The 18,332-nt window shown below is 69.9% G+C and carries 15 protein-coding genes; 3 read left to right on the forward strand and 12 right to left on the reverse strand.

The genetic code is table 11. The features are described 5' to 3' along the window. Positions 1-7: 7 nt before the first annotated feature. Together EDD27_RS10805 and EDD27_RS10810 are read left to right on the forward strand one after the other, a co-directional pair. The gene (locus tag EDD27_RS10805) at positions 8-1,453 is read left to right on the forward strand and encodes a glycoside hydrolase family 43 protein (RefSeq protein ID WP_241563964.1); all 1,446 of its coding nucleotides are present in this window, start codon (positions 8-10) and stop codon (positions 1,451-1,453) included. 83 nt (positions 1,454-1,536) lie between these two features. Beyond that, positions 1,537-3,231 (forward strand): cellulase family glycosylhydrolase, encoded by a 1,695-nt coding sequence (locus EDD27_RS10810; protein ID WP_127932283.1) that lies wholly within the window; start codon positions 1,537-1,539, stop codon positions 3,229-3,231. Here EDD27_RS10810 and EDD27_RS10815 read toward each other — a convergent pair. Then, positions 3,212-5,221, reverse strand: coding sequence for a glycoside hydrolase family 2 TIM barrel-domain containing protein (locus tag EDD27_RS10815; RefSeq protein ID WP_338324636.1), 2,010 nt, complete (start codon positions 5,219-5,221; stop codon positions 3,212-3,214). The two genes, EDD27_RS10810 and EDD27_RS10815, sit on opposite strands and share 20 nt — an antisense overlap. Next, complete coding sequence (locus tag EDD27_RS58260; protein ID WP_338324637.1) at positions 5,124-6,188, reverse strand: sugar-binding domain-containing protein; 1,065 nt, start codon at positions 6,186-6,188, stop codon at positions 5,124-5,126. Before EDD27_RS58260 ends, EDD27_RS10815 begins: the two co-directional genes overlap by 98 nt. A gap of 332 nt (positions 6,189-6,520) precedes the next feature. Between EDD27_RS58260 and EDD27_RS10820 the strand changes: the two genes are divergently transcribed. Continuing rightward, the gene (locus EDD27_RS10820) at positions 6,521-7,579 is read left to right on the forward strand and encodes a LacI family DNA-binding transcriptional regulator (protein ID WP_241563965.1); all 1,059 of its coding nucleotides are present in this window, start codon (positions 6,521-6,523) and stop codon (positions 7,577-7,579) included. On the opposite strand, the gene EDD27_RS10825 is transcribed toward EDD27_RS10820, so the two are convergent. Genes EDD27_RS10825 through EDD27_RS10870 form a run of 10 tightly spaced genes read right to left on the reverse strand, consistent with a single transcriptional unit; the run spans position 7,573 to position 18,316 of the window. Further along, entirely contained in the window at positions 7,573-8,856 is a 1,284-nt protein-coding gene (locus EDD27_RS10825) for an NAD(P)/FAD-dependent oxidoreductase (RefSeq protein ID WP_127932285.1), read from the reverse strand. The genes EDD27_RS10820 and EDD27_RS10825 overlap by 7 nt on opposite strands. A 14-nt stretch (positions 8,857-8,870) precedes the next feature. Further along, positions 8,871-9,536 (reverse strand): haloacid dehalogenase type II, encoded by a 666-nt coding sequence (locus EDD27_RS10830; protein WP_127932286.1) that lies wholly within the window; start codon positions 9,534-9,536, stop codon positions 8,871-8,873. A 20-nt stretch (positions 9,537-9,556) separates the two neighbouring features. Continuing rightward, complete coding sequence (locus tag EDD27_RS10835; RefSeq protein WP_206641344.1) at positions 9,557-10,531, reverse strand: aldo/keto reductase; 975 nt, start codon at positions 10,529-10,531, stop codon at positions 9,557-9,559. Next, on the reverse strand, positions 10,528-11,985 hold the full coding sequence (locus EDD27_RS10840; protein ID WP_127932287.1) for an aldehyde dehydrogenase family protein: 1,458 nt from the start codon (positions 11,983-11,985) through the stop codon (positions 10,528-10,530). The genes EDD27_RS10835 and EDD27_RS10840 overlap by 4 nt, the downstream gene beginning before the upstream one ends. Then, on the reverse strand, positions 11,982-12,938 hold the full coding sequence (locus EDD27_RS10845; protein ID WP_127932288.1) for a succinylglutamate desuccinylase/aspartoacylase family protein: 957 nt from the start codon (positions 12,936-12,938) through the stop codon (positions 11,982-11,984). Before EDD27_RS10845 ends, EDD27_RS10840 begins: the two co-directional genes overlap by 4 nt. Positions 12,939-12,944: 6 nt before the next feature. Beyond that, positions 12,945-14,321: an aminotransferase class III-fold pyridoxal phosphate-dependent enzyme gene (locus EDD27_RS10850; protein ID WP_206641345.1), complete on the reverse strand. Its 1,377-nt coding sequence runs from the start codon at positions 14,319-14,321 to the stop codon at positions 12,945-12,947. Beyond that, positions 14,318-15,184, reverse strand: coding sequence for an ABC transporter permease (locus EDD27_RS10855; protein ID WP_127932289.1), 867 nt, complete (start codon positions 15,182-15,184; stop codon positions 14,318-14,320). The genes EDD27_RS10850 and EDD27_RS10855 overlap by 4 nt, the downstream gene beginning before the upstream one ends. Then, positions 15,181-16,071, reverse strand: coding sequence for an ABC transporter permease (locus EDD27_RS10860; protein ID WP_127932290.1), 891 nt, complete (start codon positions 16,069-16,071; stop codon positions 15,181-15,183). Before EDD27_RS10860 ends, EDD27_RS10855 begins: the two co-directional genes overlap by 4 nt. A 3-nt stretch (positions 16,072-16,074) precedes the next feature. Beyond that, entirely contained in the window at positions 16,075-17,214 is a 1,140-nt protein-coding gene (locus tag EDD27_RS10865) for an ABC transporter ATP-binding protein (RefSeq protein WP_127932291.1), read from the reverse strand. Beyond that, entirely contained in the window at positions 17,207-18,316 is a 1,110-nt protein-coding gene (locus EDD27_RS10870) for an ABC transporter substrate-binding protein (protein WP_127932292.1), read from the reverse strand. The genes EDD27_RS10865 and EDD27_RS10870 overlap by 8 nt, the downstream gene beginning before the upstream one ends. Positions 18,317-18,332: the final 16 nt, after the last annotated feature.

The following is an 18,332-nucleotide window of genomic DNA, read 5'->3' on the forward strand; positions in this document are numbered from 1 at the left end:
ACACGGGGTGTCAGACCAGCCCATCATCCCCGGGTTCCACCCCGACCCGAGCATCTGCCGGGTCGGTGACGACTACTACCTCGCCTGCTCCAGCTTCGAGTACTTCCCCGGCGTGCCCGTCTTCCACAGCCGCGACCTCGTGCGGTGGACGCAGATCGGCAACGCCCTGGAGCAGCCGAGCCAGCTGGCCCTGTCGGTCGAAATCCCCTCATCCGCCGGCGTCTACGCGCCCACGGTCCGCCACCACGACGGCCGGTTCTGGCTGATCGTCACCGTCATGACCGTCGAGGGCCCCGTCAACGTGCTCTACACCGCCGCAGACGCCGCCGGACCGTGGTCCGACCCGATCCGGCTGCCCGGCGTCCCTGGCATCGATCCCGACCTGGCCTGGGACGAGGACGGCACCTGCTGGTGCACCTTCGCCGGAATCGGGCAGGTGCGCATCGATCCACGGACGGGACAGACCTTCGGAGAGCCGCACAAGCTCTGGTCCGGCTCCCCGGGCGCCCTCGCCCCGGAGGCGCCCCATCTCTACCGGATCGGCGAGCACTGGTACCTGCTCATCGCCGAGGGCGGCACCGAGCGCGGCCACGCCGTGTCGATCGCCCGTGGGCCCGCGCCCGACGGGCCGTTCGAGCCGTGCCCGGCCAACCCGATCCTGACGCATCGCGGCACCCACCACCCGATCCAGAACACCGGCCACGCCGATCTCGTCCAGGCCCCCGACGGATCCTGGTGGATGGTCTTCCTCGGGGTACGGCCCGGCGGAGGCACTCCCGGCTGGCACGTCCTGGGCCGCGAGACCTTCCTCGCCCCGGTGACTTGGGAGGACGGCTGGCCCGTCGTCGGCGAGATCGTCTCCGGCACACCGGCGGGATCGGCTAAGGACGACTTCGATCTGGCCGAGCTCCAGGCCTCATGGATCTCGGTGCGGAGCCGCCCGGCGGACCTGTGCACCACGAAGGAACGGCCCGGCTGGCTGACGCTCCGCGCCCGCGGCGCCTCCCTGGACGAGCGCGACGTGACCTTCCTCGGCCGCCGCGCGCAACACCTGAAGTGGCGCGCTCGCACCCTGATCGACCCCACGCACGGGCGTGGCGGCCTGGCAGTCCGGCTGGACGAGCGGCACCACTACGAGATCGAGGCAGGTGACGGGCGGGTGCAGGTCATCGCCCGTATCGGCTCGCTGCGAACCGTGGTCGCCGAGCATCCGGTCCCCGCCGGTCCGCTGGTGCTCACCGTCCAGACCGGCGGACCGCGGGTGCCTGGCGACGCGTGCGCGGAGCCCGACACGCTGTCGTTCGGCATCGAGGGCTTGCCCGCGCTCGCCGCCCTCGATGGCCGCTACCTCTCCACCGAGGTGGCGGGCGGCTTCACCGGCCGGGTGATCGGCATGTACTCCGCGACCGGCACCGTCCACTTCGACTGGTTCGACTACGAGGCCAGGTCATGAATGGGCGGCGCCGAACCAGGGCTCACCCACCGCATCCACCCCACGGCGCAGCAGGCGCAGTGGCGACTCACGGAAGGGAAAAAATGAGAACCACCCCCCTCTCACGCGCGGCGAGCCTCCTCATCGCGCTGATCACCGCATTAGGGCTGGCCGGCAGCCCCACCGCGGCCTCGACCGACAAGCGCACCGACAGCGCGATGGACGTCGTGGCGGCGATGCAGCCCGGCTGGAACCTGGGCAACACGCTGGACGCGTTCCCCGACGAGACCTCGTGGGGCAACCCCCTGACCACCAAGCCCCTGTTCGAGGCCATCCGCGCCCAGGGCTTCCGCAGCGTCCGCATCCCCATCACCTGGACCGACCACCAGTCCGCCACCGCGCCGTACACCATCGACGCGAAGTGGATGAACCGGGTGAAGGAGGTCGTCGACCTGGCGCTGGCCTCCGACCTCTACGTCCTCATCAACGTCCACCACGACTCGTGGCAGTGGATCTCCAAGATGCCCACCAACCGCGACGAGGTGGTGGCCCGCTTCAACGCCTCGTGGACCCAGATCGCCGGCGCGTTCCGTGACGCGCCGAGCAAGGTGCTCTTCGAGAGCGTCAACGAGCCGCAGTTCGACAACGCCACCGACGAGGAGAAGATGAGGCTCCTCGCCGAGCTCAACCGCTCCTTCCACGCCATCGTCCGCGGCTCGGGCGGCGGCAACGCCGATCGGATCCTGGTCCTGCCCACCGTTCACACCAGCGCGGACCAGAAGTACCTGGACGGACTCTCCAACGAGATCACCGCGCTGAACGACAAGAACCTGGCCGCGACCGTCCACTTCTACGGCTACTGGCCGTTCAGCGTGAACATCGCCGGAGTCACCACCCTCAACGAGGAGACCCAGCAGGACCTGATCGGCTACTTCGACAGGTCGGCCAAGACCTTCGTCGACCGCGGCATCCCGGTGATCGTCGGTGAGTACGGCCTGCTCAGCTTCGACGTTGACTGGAACGCCGTCCAGCAGGGCGAGAAGCTGAAGTTCTTCGAGCTGCTGGGTTACCAGGCACGGATCAAGAAGCTCACCACGATGTGGTGGGACAACGGCCAGCACTTCAACCGGCAGACCCTGCAGGAGTGGAAGGACCCCGGCCTGTTCGCCCAGATCAAGTCGAGCTTCACCACCCGTTCCGGCACCACTTCCAGTGACTCGATCTTCTTGCCGAAGTCGGGCGCGATCGAGGCCAGGACGCTCACCCTGAACCTGAACGGGACCTCGTTCCGCGGGCTCTGGCACGGCTCCGCCAGGCTTTACCCGGGCCGGGACTACACGGTCTCCGGCGACAAGCTCACCCTCACGGCGGCGGCCCTCAGCCGGCTGGCCGGCGACCGGTCCCACGGCGTCAACGCGACGATCCAGGCCCGGTTCTCCTCGGGAATCCCGTGGAACATCTATGTGATCAGCTACGACACACCGGTCTTGTCGAACACGACCGGCACCACGGAGTCGCTGACGATCCCCACCCAGTTCAACGGTGACCGGCTCGCCACGATGGAGGCCAAGTATGCCGACGGCACCAACGCCGCACCCCACGACTGGACGTCCTACAAGGAGTACGGCAGGTCCTACTCTCCCGCCTACGCCGACAACTCGATCCGCCTGCTCAAGGAGCTCGTCAGCCAGATGCGGGAGAACACGCCGCTGACGCTGACCTTCCACTTCTGGAGCGGCGCCAAGGTCACCTACCAGGTCACCAGGTCCGGCGACACGGTCACCGGCACGGCCTCCTGACCCTTCTCACCGAGAGCCGCCCCGCACATGCGGGGCGGCTCCTTCTTTGGGTCCAGGCCGTCGTCGACAGGATGAAGGCGAAGTCGGCGGCCCTGACGTCGAGCCGGTACTGGGGGAGGACGCCGGGACCGACCGCCCCGGACCCGACGCCGTGCACGACATGGTCGGTGTACAGGTAGATCAGCGGCTCGGGGGCCAAATCGGTCTGGTGTCGGGCCGCCGCGAGGTGCCGGTCGCTCCAGCGCCGGGCGAGGCTGAACAGAGGCTCGCCCTCGATGCGGATTCCCGCGCCCGTCCGGTCGGTGATCTCGGCCCACCGCACGTCGGCGCGAGATCCGTTGTCCTGCGGGCGGACGTACGGGGTCTGCAGCTCGTCGACCGTGGCGTGGAAGCGACCGATCCGCGCCGCCTGCCGCGAGTCGGGGTAGGCTTCGCCGGGTCCGGCGCCGAACCACTGGATCTGCGACCATTCCTCGGGAAGTTGCCGGAGGAGGCCGATTCGCGCCAGGGATGGCGCCTTGTCACGGCGGAGAAGTTCCTTGCGCTCCTCGTCCGGCAGGTCGGGGTCCACCATCGCCTCGGCGAAGGTATCCGCCCGTTCGGGCCAGTAGCCGAACGGCTCGGTGTGCACCCGCACCCGCAGGCGCCGCCCATCCGTGTCCCAGCGGTACGTGCTGAGATAGCCGGAGTCGGAGTTGGCCGCCGAGCTGCGCACCACGACGGTCAGCCCCGCATCGCGCGGATCGACGGACACGGTGCGGTGGCGCAGCCGGTCCAGGCCGCGGTCCTTCCAGTACCGGGCGTCGCCCTGTGCGCAGGCGAGGTCGTTGTCCGTGGGCGCGCGCCACAGTGCCAGCTGCGGGCCGTCAAAACGGTGGTCGCCGAGGCCGACCAGCCTCCCCGTACGTCGGTCGAAGCGGGCCGGCCCGAGGGAGATATGCTCGCCGGCCGACTGGGCGGGTGCCCGTGTATCGGTCAGGGCCGTCGGGGCACTGGTCGCGGTGGGCGGAATCTGGCCCCATGCCACCACATGACCCTCGGGCGCCCACGCGGTGGGCTCCGCCAGCTCGGCCTGCACGGTCAACCAGCGTTCGCCTTCCCCATACGCCTCCGGGACAGGGATGTCGACGCACTCCCCGGCGGCAACGTGCGGCACCGAAAGCCGCCCGTCGGCGATCGGGTCTCCGTCCTGCGAAACCGACCAGGTGAACCGCAGGTGGGACAGGTCCAGGAAGGCGTAGCGATTGCGGATCGAGATGCGTCCCGAACTGCTCGGCTCGATGACGACGGGCTCGATGACCTTCTGGTACTCCAGCATGCCCGGTGACGGCGTCCGGTCCGGGAACATGAGGCCGTCGCAGATGTAGTTCGCGTCGTGCAGGTCCTCCCCGAAGTCGCCGCCATACGCGAAGAGCTCCCGGCCCAGCGCGTCGCTGGAGCGCAAGCCCTGGTCTATCCACTCCCACACGAATCCGCCCTGGACCCGCGGGTACTGCTCGCAAAGCCGCATGTACTCCGCCAGGCCACCGGGGCCGTTGCCCATCGCGTGCGCGAACTCGGTGTAGACGAAGGGCATGCCGTTGCGCCGGTCGTCCGCCGGATCGCCCGCGCCGTCGACGGCCGGACAGAACGTCTCCCCGGGCCGCAGCCGTCCCTGACCGATGCGGTGGACGACGGCCGGGGTGCGATACATCTCGCCGTAGATGTCGACGTAGCGGGCCAGCCGGTCGGCTTCGTAGTGGACCGGCCGGGACGGGTCGCGTTCGTGGATCCACGCGGCCATCGCCGCAAGGTTCTGCCCGTCGCCGGCCTCGTTGCCGAGCGACCACGCGATGACGCTGGGGTGGTTCTTGTCGCGCTCCACGGTCCGCTGGATGCGATCCAGATAGGCGTCACGCCACTGCGGATCGTCCAGGGATTCCGCTGCCAGGGTTCGGGCCGCGTCTGGTCGAAGCCGTGCGTCTCCAGGTCGCACTCCAGCATGACCCACAGGCCGAGTTGACGCCGCGCAGCACCACTCGCCGCCCGTTCACCGTCAGCACACCGGACTCGTCGATTGCGACAGTGCGGAAGCCGAAGCGTACGCGCACCTGTTCGGCCGGGGTGGCAAGAGTGGCCTCGTACAGGAACGGGTCCTCCGCGCTCCACGGACGCGCCTGGCCGAACGTGAACGTCTCCGTAGCGGGGGCGGCACCCACCCCGAGCAGCGGAATGCTGACCTCGACGGGCGCCCCGGCCTCCACGTCGAATCGCACCCGCCCGCCTCCGCCGGAGACGTCAAAGTCGGCGTGCACGAACACGTCCCGGATCCCGCCGACGGGCCGGGCCGGCAGCGCGACGTCACGGAAGATCCCGGACAACCGCCAGGTGTCCTGGTCCTCCAGGTACGTGCCCGAGGAGTACTGGTGAACCCTGACAGCCAAGACATTGCGGCCCGGACGCAGCGCCTCCGAGGCGTCGAACTCCACCGGCAGGCGGCTGCCCCGGCTCACCCCCAGTTCCACCCCGTTGAGCCAGACTCGCGCGCACGAGTCCACGCCCTCGAAGCGCACCACGGCAGGCGTGCCGTCCCATGAGTCGGGCAGATCAAAGACGCGGCGATAGTCACCGGTCTGGTTCTCGTCCGGAACGAACGGGGGATCCAGGGGAATCGGGTAAGGGATGTTCAGATAGGCGGGCTTGCCGTACCCATGGAGCTGCCAGTGCGAGGGAACGGGGAGCCGATCCCATTCCTGGTCGTCGTAGGTGGGCAGCTCGAAGCCGTCCGGCTCGTCGAGGCCCGTCTGGGAGAAGCGGAACGCCCAGTACCGTTCAGGTCGAGTCGCGGGGCGTCTGAAGCGAGAACGGCGCGCGGCGCCAGCTTGCCGTAGCCGGGCGAGAAGTCTTCGAAGTAGCGAGGGGACATGATTATCCTCAGGGCGGCGCGAAAGTTTCTCGCGAAACCTACTATCGAACATCTCTTGCGGGAAGCCGTGCCGTACCGGCGATGACAGGCACGCCAACAGCCATACCGCGACTGTGCAAGCCGGCCGTGCCCCGCTCGCCTGTATCGGTGCACGAGGCGAAACCACGGTTTGTCGTCAGAGACGGACCTCAAGCAGCGGTGACCGGCAGAAAATTTTTTGGCTGGCTTGCTCTATAGTTTCCTCAGTGTGAGTGATGATGCGTGGCCTGCCGCCCTGCGCCTGACAGGGCGCATTGCTTACGGCCGGCTGCCCTGGTGCCCGGTGCGAGAATGGCTGGGGAGACCACCCGTGGCGGACCCGCCGCTGATGAGGAAAGGGTGAACGTGACGGATAACCGACCGGGCGAACCAGCGGCCGACGAGCAGAACGCGCGAGGTGGTGGAATTCCGTCGGTCACCATCGCGTACATCGCCGAGTCCGCAGGCGTCTCGATCCCCACCGTGTCGAAAGTGCTCAACGGACGTTCGGGGGTCTCGGATCAGACTCGTGCCCGCGTCGAAGAACTGATCAATCGGCACGGATACCGCAGGCCCTCGGGCAGCCGGAACAATATCGTGGAACTCGTGTTCCGCGAGCTCGAGAACATGTGGGCCGTGGAGATCATCCGCGGTGTCGAGCAGGTGGCCCGCAAGAACCGCGTCGGGGTCATGGTTTCGGAGTTCGGCCTCCACGACACGCCTGCGATGTCCATCGACGACACGGTCGGCCGGCGCCCTCGCTGCGTCTTGTCAGTGGCGCAGCTCTCGCCGTCCGAGCGTGAGAAGTTGAAGGCGAAAGGCATCCCGTACGTCGTCTACGACCCGATCGACGAGTTGCCGGACGGCGTCCCCTTCGTGGGCGCCACCAACTGGAGAGGTGGCCAAGCGGCGACCCGGCACCTGCTCCAACTGGGACACCGCCGCATCGCCATGATCAGTGGCCCGGATCATACATTCTGCCGCGCCAGAGTGGCCGGCTACCTCTCCGCACTGGCTGAAGCCGACGTCCCCGCGGATCCCGGACTCCTGGTCCGCACCCTTCTCACCCGCGAGGACGGCTGCGCCGCGGCGCACGAGCTGCTGTCCAGGCCTGACCGGCCGACCGCGATCTTCACCGCGAACGACCTGCAAGCGCTCGGCGTCTACCAGGCCGCTCGCGACCTGGGGCTGTCCATCCCCGGGGACCTGAGCGTCGTGGGCTACGACGATCTTCCGGTCGTGGCCTGGGTCGACCCGCCTTTGACCACGGTTCACCAGCCGCTGACGGAGATGGCGGTCGCCGCCACGGAACTGGCGCTGGCCATCGGCCGTGGGGAGTCGGTTCCCCAGGTGGGACTGGAGATCGCGACGACCCTCACGGTCCGCGAGAGCACAGCACCGCCGAGGGCCGGCACGCGTCAGTAGAAGCGGTCCTTGACCTTGTAGTAGGCGCCGGCGAAGGGCAGGAACCAGGCGGTGCCGTTGTAGAACGGCACGGGCACCTTGGGGAAGCCGAGCCCGCGCCACGGGTTGGCTTCGGGGCGGCCGTCCATCATCTCGGCGAGCGCGCGTCCCATGTACGTGGCCATCTGCACGCCGTGGCCGCAGTAGCCCCCCGAGTAGTACAGGCCGTCGTTCTCTCCGGCGTGCGGGATGCGGTCGTAGCTGAAGCCGACGCTGCCGCCCCACACGTAGTCGATCCGGACATTGGCGAGCTGGGGGAAGATCTCGGCCATCTCCCGCTTGAGCACCGCCCCGCTCTTGCGGTCGGAGGCCGGGTCGGACGGGGCGAAGCGGGCCCGGCCGCCGAAGGCGAGCCGGTTGTCCGGGGTGAGCCGGATGTAGTGGCCGATGTTCTTGGAGTCGACCACCAGACGCGCGTTCGGGATGATCTCGCGGGCCAGCTCCTCGCCCAGGGGCTCGGTGACGATGATGAAGCTGCCCACGCAGATGAGCCGCTTACGCAACCACGACAGCGCGCCGTCGCTGTAGGCGTCGGTCGCCGCGACGACCTGCCTGGCGCGGATGAGACCGTTCAGCGTCTCCACCTCGAAACCGCCCGCCGACGTGCGCCGCAGCGCGGTGGCGGCGTTGCGCTCGTGGATCTCGGCGCCGGCGCGTTCGGCGGCCTCGGCCAGGCCGTGCACGAACTTGCCGATGTGCAGGCCCGCGCTGAGCGGGTCGAGCAGCGCGCCGTGGTAGTAGTCCGAGCCCAGCTCGGTGCGCAGCTCGCCGGGGCCGATGAGGGTGGTCTCGTGGCCGAAGTTCTCGGCGAGATCGCGTTGCTTGGCACGCATCCGCTCGAAGTGGGCCGGTTTGAAGGCGACACCCAAGCGGCCGGAGCGGCGGAAATCGCAGTCGATGCCTTCCTTGAGCGTCAGCTCCTCCACGAGGTCGACGGCGTGGCGGAAGGAGTCGTACAGCTCGCGGGCACGTTCCTGGCCGTAGCGTTCGCGTGCCTGGCCGGTGGTGATCGTGATGCCCTGGGTGCACATGCTGCCGTTGCGCCCGGAGGCGCCCGAGCCGACCTTGTCCTTCTCGACGAGGACGACCCGGGCGCCCTTGCGGGCGGTGTGCAGGGCGGTGGACAGGCCGGTCAGCCCGCCGCCGATGACCACCACGTCCGCCTGGTCCGGCAGCGGCCTGCCGGACCGGTCGGGCAGCGGGGGAGCGGTGTCGAGCCAGTACGGGATCTGTTTCATCGTGGGTTCCGTTCTCAGCAGCCGAGCAGTGCGGGCAGGCCCGACAGGTCGTTCAGCTCGTCGTAGGGCTGGTAGTCGGAGCTGCCGGGGCGGCGGTAGCGGTTGATCCACACGCGCCGCTCGAGGCCGAGGTCGCGGGTGGGGATGTGGTCGTACTCCCAGCCCTGGGCGGTGTGGATCACCTGGGAGGGCTCGATGTCCATGACCTTGAAGGCGTGCTCGAAGGCCTGCCGGTCCGGCTTGTACGCCCTGGCCTGCTCGGCGGTGATGACGTGGTCGAACTCGACGCCGATGTTGGCGACGTTGTGCTTGATGAGGTCGTCGTCGGAGTTGGAGATGATCGCGATCTCGTACTTGCTCTTGAGCGCGCGCAGCGCGTCGGGCACCTCAGGGAACGGGCCGAACGTGGGCACCGCTTCGACGAGGGCATCCCCGTCGGAGGTGCGGTACTCGAGGCCGTGCAGGCGCATGGCGTTGCGCAGGCTGGAGTGCAGCACCTCGTGGTAGGGGCGGTAGGCCTCCAGCACGGCCTGGAAGCGCATGACGCGGAAGTCGTCGAGGAACTCCTCCACGTTGAGCCCGTCGAGGTCCAGCCGGTCGGCGAGGACCTTCAGCGTGGTGGGCCCGAGCTGGAAGTCGATCAGGGTTCCGTAAGCGTCGAAGGTGACTACCTGTCGCATGTCATCCAACCTCATGGTGTTCAGACCACCCGTTCGCCGGGCGGCACGATGTGATCGAGCGCGGCCAGGTCGGCCGCGTCCGGGGTCCAGCCGGCCGCCGCCGCGTTGGCGGTGACCTGTTCCGGGGTCATCGCCCCGCAGATGACGGAGCCCACCTGGGGCAGTGCGGCCAGGCCGCCGACGGCGACCTGCAGCAGGGTCAGGCCGCGTTCGGCGGCGTAGGCGGTGAGGGTCTCGACCCGGTCGAGCGCCTGCTCGGTGAGCCAGCCGTGCCGCCACGACAGCCTGCTGCCGGGCGGTGGCGGCTCGCCGCGCCGGTACTTGCCGCTGAGCAGGCCGTTGGCGATGGGGTAGTACGGCAGCAGCCCGACGCCGAACGCGGCGCAGGCCGGGATCAGCTCCTGCTCGGCGCCCCGGTCGAGCAGGTGGTAGCGGGCCTGGGTGCTGACGAACGGGGCGCGCCGGTCCCAGCGGGCCTGCCAGGCCGCGTCGGCCAGCATCCAGGCGGGCATGTTGGAGCACCCGACGTAACGCACCTTGCCCTCGGCGACCAGCTCGCTCAGCGCTTCGAGGGTGTCGGCGAGCGGGGTGACGCCGTCGGGCTCGTGGTACTGGTACAAGTCGATGCGGTCGGTGCCGAGCCGGCGCAGCGACTCCTCCACAGCGTGGCGGAGGTAGCGGCGGGCGCCGCGCGGGCCGAGCTCTCCGTAGGCGGCGCCCATGCTCATGCCGAACTTGGTGGCCAGCACCACCTCGTCCCTGTGCCCCTTGAGCGCGGCTCCGAGCAGGCGCTCGCTGTCGCCGGCGTCGCCGCCGCCGTACGCGCCGTAGGTGTCGGCGGTGTCGAACAGGGTGATGCCCGCGTCGAGAGCGGCGTGGACGACCGCCTTGGTGCCGTCCTCGTCCAGGCGGGAGCCGAAATTGTTGCCGCCGACGCCCACCACGGACACCAGCGGGCCGTCGCGGCCTAGCCTGCGGTAACGCATGCCGCTCATCGGGGCGTCCCGAAGCCGAGGCAGACGTTCTTGAGCTGGGTGTAGCCGTTCAGCGCCTCCAGGCCCTTCTCGCGGCCCCAGCCGCTGTGCTTGTAGCCGCCGAACGGCAGCTCGACGCCGGTGCCGACGCCGGTGGCGTTGACGTACACCTGGCCGGCCCTGATGCCTTCGGCCAGCCGCATCGCGGTGGTCATGTCGCGGGTCCACACGTACGACGACAATCCGTACGGGCTGTCGTTGGCGATGGCGAGGGCCTCATCCGCGTCGCCGAACTCGATGACCGTGAGGACGGGCCCGAAGATCTCCTCCCGCGCACACCGCGCGGCGTTGGTCAGCCCGGTCAGGACGGTCGGCTCGATGAAGTAGCCGTCCGCGAGCGCCGGGTCCGCCGGCCGTCCGCCGCCCGTGCGGATCGTGGCGGCCTCCTGACGGGCCAGCTCCAGATACGACTCGACGCGGTCGCGCTGCCGCGCCGACACCAGCGGCCCCATGTCCGGGTCGTCCAGCCCCGGCCCGAGCCGCAGCGAGGCTGCGTGCGCGACGAGCCGGTCGAGGAACTCCTCGGCGCCACGCTGCAGCAGCAGCCGGGTGCCGGCGGAGCACGTCTGCCCGGCGTTGCCGAACGCCGAGGCCGCCACACCGGCGAGCGCCTGGTCGAAGTCCGCGTCGGCGAAGACGATGGCGGGGGACTTGCCGCCCAGCTCCACCACCGACGGCACCACGTTCGCGGCGGCGGCCTGCGCGACCTTGATCCCGGTCGGCACCGAGCCGGTGAACGTCACCTGGTCGATGCCGGGATGGCCGGCCAGGGCCGCGCCGGTCACGCCGTCCCCTGGCACCACGTTGAGCACCCCGGGCGGCAGCCCGCACTCCAGCGCGATCCGCCCGATCTCCAGCGGCGTCAGCGGCGCCTCCGGCGACGGCTTGAGCACGACGGTGCAGCCGGCGGCGAGGGCGGGGGCCGCACCGCGGGCGGTGTTCTGCAATGGGTAGTTGAACGGGATGATCTGCCCCGACACGCCGATCGGCTCGCGGACGGTGTAGTCGAGCAGGCCCCGGCCGAGCGGAATCGTGGCGCCGCCGAGCTTGTCGGCGATGCCGGCGTAGAACTCGAAGTAGCGGGCCGCCGCCTCGACGTCGGCATGGGCCTGGCGCAGCGGCTTGCCCACGTCCAGGCTCTCCAGCTCGGCCAGGTCGCCGGCCTGGTGGCGGATCTCCTGGGCGATGCGGGTGAGCAGCCGGCCCCGCTCGGCGGGCCGCAGACACGCCCAGCGGGGGGAGGCGAGCGCGGCGCCCGAGGCGGCGACCGCGCTGTCGATGTCGGCGGAGCCGCCGTGGGACACCTGGGCGATGGGGGTGCCGCGAGCCGGGTCGACGACGGTGAAGGTCGCCCCGTCACAGGCGGGGACGGTCTTGCCGTCGATCAGCAGCTCACGCACGGAACCGCTGGTCACGGCCGGATCTCCCCTTCGATCGCGCCGAAGATGACGACCTCGTCGCCGGGGCGGACGGTGCGGATGCGGCGCACCCACAGCACGATGCCGTCCTGCGGGGCGCGGACCTCCTCCAGGGGGGCGCCGTAGTGGTCGACGATCCGGGCGATGAGGTCGCCCTGCTTGCACTCCTCGCCGGGCTCGGCATGGGCGAGGAAGAAGCCGCCGGCGGCCGAGCGGGCGAAGGTGCCGCTGACCTCCGTGTACGTACCGAGCAGCTCCGCCTCGCCGTCGATCATGCCGAGGTGCCGCATGACGTTGCGGACCGAGCGCACGTGCTGGGTGACCGTCTCCTCGCGGTAGGTGCCGCCGCCGGCCTCGATGGTGACGGCGGGCTTGCCGGCCGCGAGAGCGGGGTGGCGGACGGTGCCGCCCCACTTGCCGCCCTTCCAGACCAGCTCGTGCCCGGCGGCGAGGGCGAGGTCCGTCGCCAGGTCCTCGTAACCGCCCTGGAGGATGACGAGCGGGGCGATCTCGCCGTAGGCACCGCCGGTGTGCAGGTCGACCAGAGCGTCCACGGCCGGGATGACCTGCTCGACGAAGGTGGCGGCCAGGCGCTGGGAGTACGAGCCGTCGGCGTCGCCGGGGAAGATGCGGTTGAGGTTGAGGTGGTCGATGCCGCTGGCGCGGGCGGCCGCCTCGAAGGCCGGCGTGTTCATGCAGGGGATGCCGACGAGCGTGCCGCGCAGTGTGGCCGGGTCGGTCTCGGCGAGGACGCGACGGACGGCCTCCTGGCCGTCGTACTCGTCGCCGTGCACGCCCGCGTCCACACACAGGACCGGGCCGTCCTGTGCGCCGTTGACGACGATCAGCGGGATGCCGAGCTCGACGCCGTACGTGCTGACGCCGACCTGGATCAGCCCCTGGGCCCGCTCGCCGGGCGCGCAGCTGAGGGTGCCGATGGTGTAGGTCATGGGGTTCTACCTTTCGGGGGAGACGAGCCGCTCCGACGCCTCGTCGAGCGTGGCGGCGATGATGTCGGCGATCCGGTCGAGCAGGTCGCCGTCGGCGATCAGGGGCGGAGCGATCTGCAGCAGGGGGGCGGCCCTGTCGTAGACGCGGGCCAGCAGGCCGGCCTCGCGCAGCCGGCGCGGGATGAGGTCGCGGACGAGCGCGGCCCGCGCGGCCTCGCTGAATGCGCCGTTCTCCCCGTCGCCGGCCAGCTCGACGGCGTAGAAATAGCCCGCGCCGCGTACGTCGGCCACGATCGGCAGGGCGCCCAGCGCGACCATCCGCTTGCCCAGGTGCACCTGGTGGGCGCGGACGTTGCCCAGGACGTCGTCGCGTTCCATGATCTCGATGGTGCGCAGCGCGATGGCCGCGCACAGCGGGTGCCCGGAGAAGGTGTAGCCGTGGTTGAGCACCTCGCCGGGCTGGTTCAGCACTTCGGCGACGCGGGCGCCGACCATGGTGGCGCCCATCGGGGCGTATCCGGCGGTGAGGCCCTTGGCCAGGGTGACGAGGTCGGGCCGGGCGCCGTAGCGGTCGCCGCCGAACCACTCGCCGAGCCGGCCGAACCCGGTGATCACCTCGTCGGCGACGAGCAGGAACCCGTACCGGTCGGCCAGGCGGCGCAGCCCCTCCCAGTAGCCCTCGGGCGGGGTGATGCAGCCGCCGCGGTTCTGCACCGGCTCGGCGATGAGCATCGCGACGGTCTCCGGGCCCTCCGCCAGCACCGCGGCCTCCATGTCGGCCAGCAGGTGGGCGGTGAACGCGGCGTCGTCGAGCGGCTCGGGCAGCAGGGACCGGTTGGTGTTGGCGACGAACCTGGTCGGCACGGCGGGCGTGCCGTACGGCTCCTTCAGGCCGGGGTCGTCGGTGAACGACAGGGCGCCCAGGGTGAGCCCGTGGTAGGCGCCGCGCCTGGCCAGCGCCTTGGTCCGGCCGGGCTCGCCGCGCAGTACGTGGTAGCGGCGCACGATCTTCCAGGCGGTTTCGACGGCTTCGGCGCCGCCGCTGCTGAAGAACGTGTGCTCCATCCCGCCGGGGGCGAGGCCGGCGAGCCGCCGGGCCAGTTTCAGGGCGGCCGGGTGCGTGGAAGCCGACCACAGGGGGCTGTAGGACAGCTCGCGCAGCTGCTGCCGGGCCGCTTCGGCGATCTCCTCGGCGTAGCCGTAGCCGAGCTGGGCGCAGTAGAGCCCGGACAGGCCGTCGATGTAGCAGTGGCCGGCCGAGTCGTGCACGTACGGTCCGTCGCCGTGGGTCACCACGAACAACTCCTCGCCGGCCGCGCCGAGTGAGCCGTTCGCGGTCATGCTGAGCAGCAGGTGCCGCTCGGCTGTCCGCGTGGCGTTCACGGCGTCTCCTTGCCTGGAGCGCCGAGGGCCGTGGCGGTCTCGACCGACAGCAGCGCGTTCTGGCGGCCGGAGCCGAGCCAGCGCACCAGCCCGACCAGCACGAGGGCGAGGATCGCGAAAGCGATCAGCAGCGCGCTGATCGCGGTCACGCTGGGATCGATGTCGAACATCAAGGAGTTGTAGATCTGCACCGGCAGCGTCAGGGTGCCGACGGAGGACAGGAACTGTGAGACGTAGAAATCATCGAAACTGGTGATGAAGGAGAAGATCGCCGCCGCCACCATCCCTGGCGCGGCCAGGGGGAAGGTGATCCGCCGAGCGATCGTCAGGCGGCCCGCTCCCATGCTCGCCGCGGCGTCCTCCAGGCGTTCATCGATCCCACGCAGCGTCGCGACGAGGATCATCACCGCGATCGGCGAGGCCATCACGGTGTGCCCCAGGGCGATCGCGAGCGGGCTGCCCAGCATCGAGGCGGGCTCGAAGAGCAGGAACAGGCCCAGGGCGGTGACGATGTGCGGGATGATCAGCGGCCCCAGGACCAGGGCGTAGACCGCGGAGCGCAGGGGCAGTTCGCTGCGGGTCAGCGCGGTCGCTGCGGTCACGCCGATGATCAGTGAGAACACGGTGCTGAGCGAGGCGATGAGAGCGCTCAGCGACAGCGCGCCCGGCCATTTGCTGCCGTCGGCGAACAGCGTTTCGTACCAGCCGAGCGACCAGGAGTCCGGCGGGAACGATGCGAAGGCGCTCTTGCTGAACGAGGTGACGACGATCACGACGATCGGCAGCGCCAGGAACAGCAGGACCACGGTGGCGAACGCGGTCAGCGCGATCCGCCCGGCCAGGGTGCTGCGCAGCTCCATCATGACGCGCTCCTCTTCTTCGCCTCGCCGAGGGAGCTGACGAGCTTGACCAGAAGCAGGCCCGCGAAGGTCAGCAGCAGCAGGATGACGCCCTCGGCGGCCGCGCCGTTCCACTGGTTCTGCTTCATCACCTGCTGGTTGATGAGGGAGGCGATCATCGTCTGGTTGGGGCCGCCCATCAGGGCCGGGGTGATGTAGTAGCCGAGCGCGAGGATGAAGCTGAGCAGCCCGGCGGTGGCCAGTCCGGGAGCGACCAGCGGAAGGTAGATCCGGCGGAAGATCGTCACGCGGCCGGCGCCCATGCTGGCCGCGGCGGCGAGCAGTCTGCGGTCCACCCCGCGCATCACGCCGTACAGCAACAGCACGGTGTAGGGCAGCATCATCGCGGTGGTGCCGATGACCACGCCGATCTCGTTGTAGAGCAGCTGGTACGGCGCCCCGGCCGCCCCCAGGCTGATGAGCAGCTGGTTCACCAGGCCCTTGTCGCCGAGCATGATGATCCATCCGTAGGTGCGCACCAGGGCGCTGATGAAGTGCGGGACGACGACGATCAGCATGGCCAGGGCGGCCACCAGGGGCCGCAGCCGGGAGATCGCGTTGGCCAGGAGGAACCCGATGACCAGGCTGAACAGCGCCGTCTCGGCGGCGATCCGCAGCGTGGTGAACAGCACGGACAGGTTCACGCCCGTCAGCGCGTCGGCGTACCAGTGCAGCGTCAGGGCTCCGTCGAGGTCCTTCACGCTCAGCAGCAGCGTGCTGAAGATCGGGTAGACGAACAGCGCCAGCAGGTAGATTACGGCCGGCAGGGCGTAGAGGATGCCGGCCCGGGTCCTGCGGGAGGCCAGCAGCCGGCGGGGGCGGGCGGGGGCGCCGGCGAGGGTGGCGGCCATCGTTCACCTGCCCTGTTCGTCGGGGAAGAGGTTGACGTCGTCGGCATCCGCGCAGATCCCGACCCGCTCGCCGATGACGGGTCCGCTCTTGGCCGGTGCTTCCATGCGCAGCAGCGGGGCGTCACCGCGGTCGACCCGCACACCGGCACGCACCACACTGCCCACGTACGTCGCCGTCTCCACCGTGCCGGTGCAGAAGCCGTCATCGGGCGCGCACACCCGGAGCCGGCCCGGCTGGACGGCGACCTTGACCGGGACACCGGCGGCCAGGTCGTGGCGCCGTGCCTTCAGCAGGCCCCCGCTCCGGTCCAGGCGGACCAGGGTGTGCGCGTCGGTCTGCTGTTCCACGCGGCCCGGCAGGAAGTTGGCCGCGCCGAGGAAGTCCGCGACGAAGGCGGTCTTCGGCCGCTCGAACAGCTCCCGGGGGGTGTCGAACTGCTCGATCCTGCCGTTGCGCATCACCGCGATGCGGTCGGACAGGACCAGCGCCTCCTCCTGATCGTGCGTGACGTAGATGACGGTCAGGCCCAGCTCCTGCTGGATGGCCTTGATCTCGACCTGGAGCTGGTCGCGCAGCTTCTTGTCCAACGCGCCCAGCGGCTCGTCCATGAGGATGACCGGCGGCCGGTAGACCAGCGCACGACACAGGGCCACCCGCTGCTGCTGCCCGCCGGACAGCTCGCGCGGCCGGCGGCCCGCCAAGCCCGACAGGCCCGCCATCTCCAGCGTCTCTCCAACTCGCCGCCGGATCTCGTCCTTCGGCACGCCACGCAGCTGCAGCGGGAACGCGACGTTCTCGCCGACGGTCATGTGTGGAAACAGCAGGTACTGCTGGAAGACGAAACCGAGGTTGCGCTTCTGCGGGGCCAGCCGGGTCACGTCGCGGCCCCCGACGGTGATGGTGCCGGAATCCGGCTCGCAGAAACCGGCGATCATCATCAGGGTCGTGGTCTTGCCCGACCCCGAGGCGCCGAGGAAGGTGACGAACTCCCCGGCGGCGATCTCCATGGACGCCTCGTCGACGGCGACGGCGTCCCCGTACGTCTTGCGCAGGGCCACTACCGACAGCGGTTTGCCGGTCGAGGTGGCCGGCTTGGCGCCGGCCACTCCGACGGACGGCGTGGACACACCGAACTCAGCCACGAGCCCACCCCAGCCAGCGCTTGGTGACCGCCTCTTCGTTCTTGATCCACCACTCGGTGTCCACGTCGAAGCCCTTGTCGTAGTTCTGCGGCGCACCGGCGAGGCCGTTGCGCACCTCCTCGGTGAGCTTCTCGTAGGCAAGGGGGGACGACGGGTTCGACGGGTATGCCATGGCCAGGCGGGCCTGGACGTCGGGATTCACCGCGTAGTCGAAGAGCTGGTAGGCGGCGTCCAGATTGGCCGCGCCCTTGGAGATGGAGTAGCCCTGGAACTGGCGGCGGGCGCCGTTCAGCTGGGCCGCGACCGGGACGCCCTGCTTGGTCAGATCGGCGAGGCGGCCGTGCCAGACGGTGGCCATCGTCACCTCCTGGCGGGTGAGCAGCATGCCGGGGAGCGGGCCGCTGTCCCAGTACTTCTTGACCTCGGACTTGATCCGATCCAGCGCCTTGAAGGCGCGGTCCACGTCGAGCGGGTACAGCTTGTCCATCGGGACGCCGTCGGCCAGCAACGCGAACTCCAGCTCTGGCAGGTCGGCGTCCGGGTTGCACATCGAGCGGCCGCCCTGGAAAGCCTTGGCGTCCCAGAAGTCGGCCCAGGACTCCGGCTTACGCCCGCCGAAGGCGTCGGTGCGGTACGCCATGCACTGGGCGTAGAAGCTGTCGGCGACGGCGTACTCGGTGATCTGGCTGTCGGGCAGCTTGGCGATCTTGAGGTTCTTGATCCGGTCGAGGTCCAGCTTCTCCAGGGCGTTCTCGTGGACGAACTTGGCGTGGTCCATCATCGAGTTGTAGATGAGGTCGACCTGAGGGCGACCCTGCTTGATCTGGGCCACGACCTGGGCGCCGTCGAGGTTGGCGACCTGGACGGTGATGCCGGTCTCCTTGGTGAACGGGTCGTAGATCGCCTTCTTGAGGGCCTCGCCGTAGGCCCCGCCACTGTTGCGGACGGCCACCGTCTTGGCGCTGGAGCCGCTGGAGCCGCTGGAGCCGCTGGAGCCGGTGGCGCGGCTGGTGCCGGTGCCGCAGGCGGCGAGCGCCGGCAGGGCGGCCAGCGCGGCGGCGCCGCGCAACAGCGCCCGCCTTCCGATCGGTGCATGTGTCATGGCGGTACCTCCGGGG

This window comes from Nonomuraea polychroma, assembly GCF_004011505.1.
Taxonomy (GTDB): domain Bacteria; phylum Actinomycetota; class Actinomycetes; order Streptosporangiales; family Streptosporangiaceae; genus Nonomuraea; species Nonomuraea polychroma.

Bases quoted from the DNA above. Each gene is read 5' to 3' on its own strand.
- EDD27_RS58260 (WP_338324637.1), bottom strand. From the start codon at position 6,188: ATGTTCGATAGTAGGTTTCGCGAGAAACTTTCGCGCCGCCCTGAGGAT.
- EDD27_RS10810 (WP_127932283.1), top strand. From the start codon at position 1,537: ATGAGAACCACCCCCCTCTCACGCGCGGCGAGCCTCCTCATCGCGCTG.
- EDD27_RS10825 (WP_127932285.1), bottom strand. From the start codon at position 8,856: ATGAAACAGATCCCGTACTGGCTCGACACCGCTCCCCCGCTGCCCGAC.
- EDD27_RS10835 (WP_206641344.1), bottom strand. From the start codon at position 10,531: ATGAGCGGCATGCGTTACCGCAGGCTAGGCCGCGACGGCCCGCTGGTG.
- EDD27_RS10870 (WP_127932292.1), bottom strand. From the start codon at position 18,316: ATGACACATGCACCGATCGGAAGGCGGGCGCTGTTGCGCGGCGCCGCC.
- EDD27_RS10845 (WP_127932288.1), bottom strand. From the start codon at position 12,938: ATGACCTACACCATCGGCACCCTCAGCTGCGCGCCCGGCGAGCGGGCC.
- EDD27_RS10830 (WP_127932286.1), bottom strand. From the start codon at position 9,536: ATGCGACAGGTAGTCACCTTCGACGCTTACGGAACCCTGATCGACTTC.
- EDD27_RS10860 (WP_127932290.1), bottom strand. From the start codon at position 16,071: ATGGCCGCCACCCTCGCCGGCGCCCCCGCCCGCCCCCGCCGGCTGCTG.
- EDD27_RS10855 (WP_127932289.1), bottom strand. From the start codon at position 15,184: ATGATGGAGCTGCGCAGCACCCTGGCCGGGCGGATCGCGCTGACCGCG.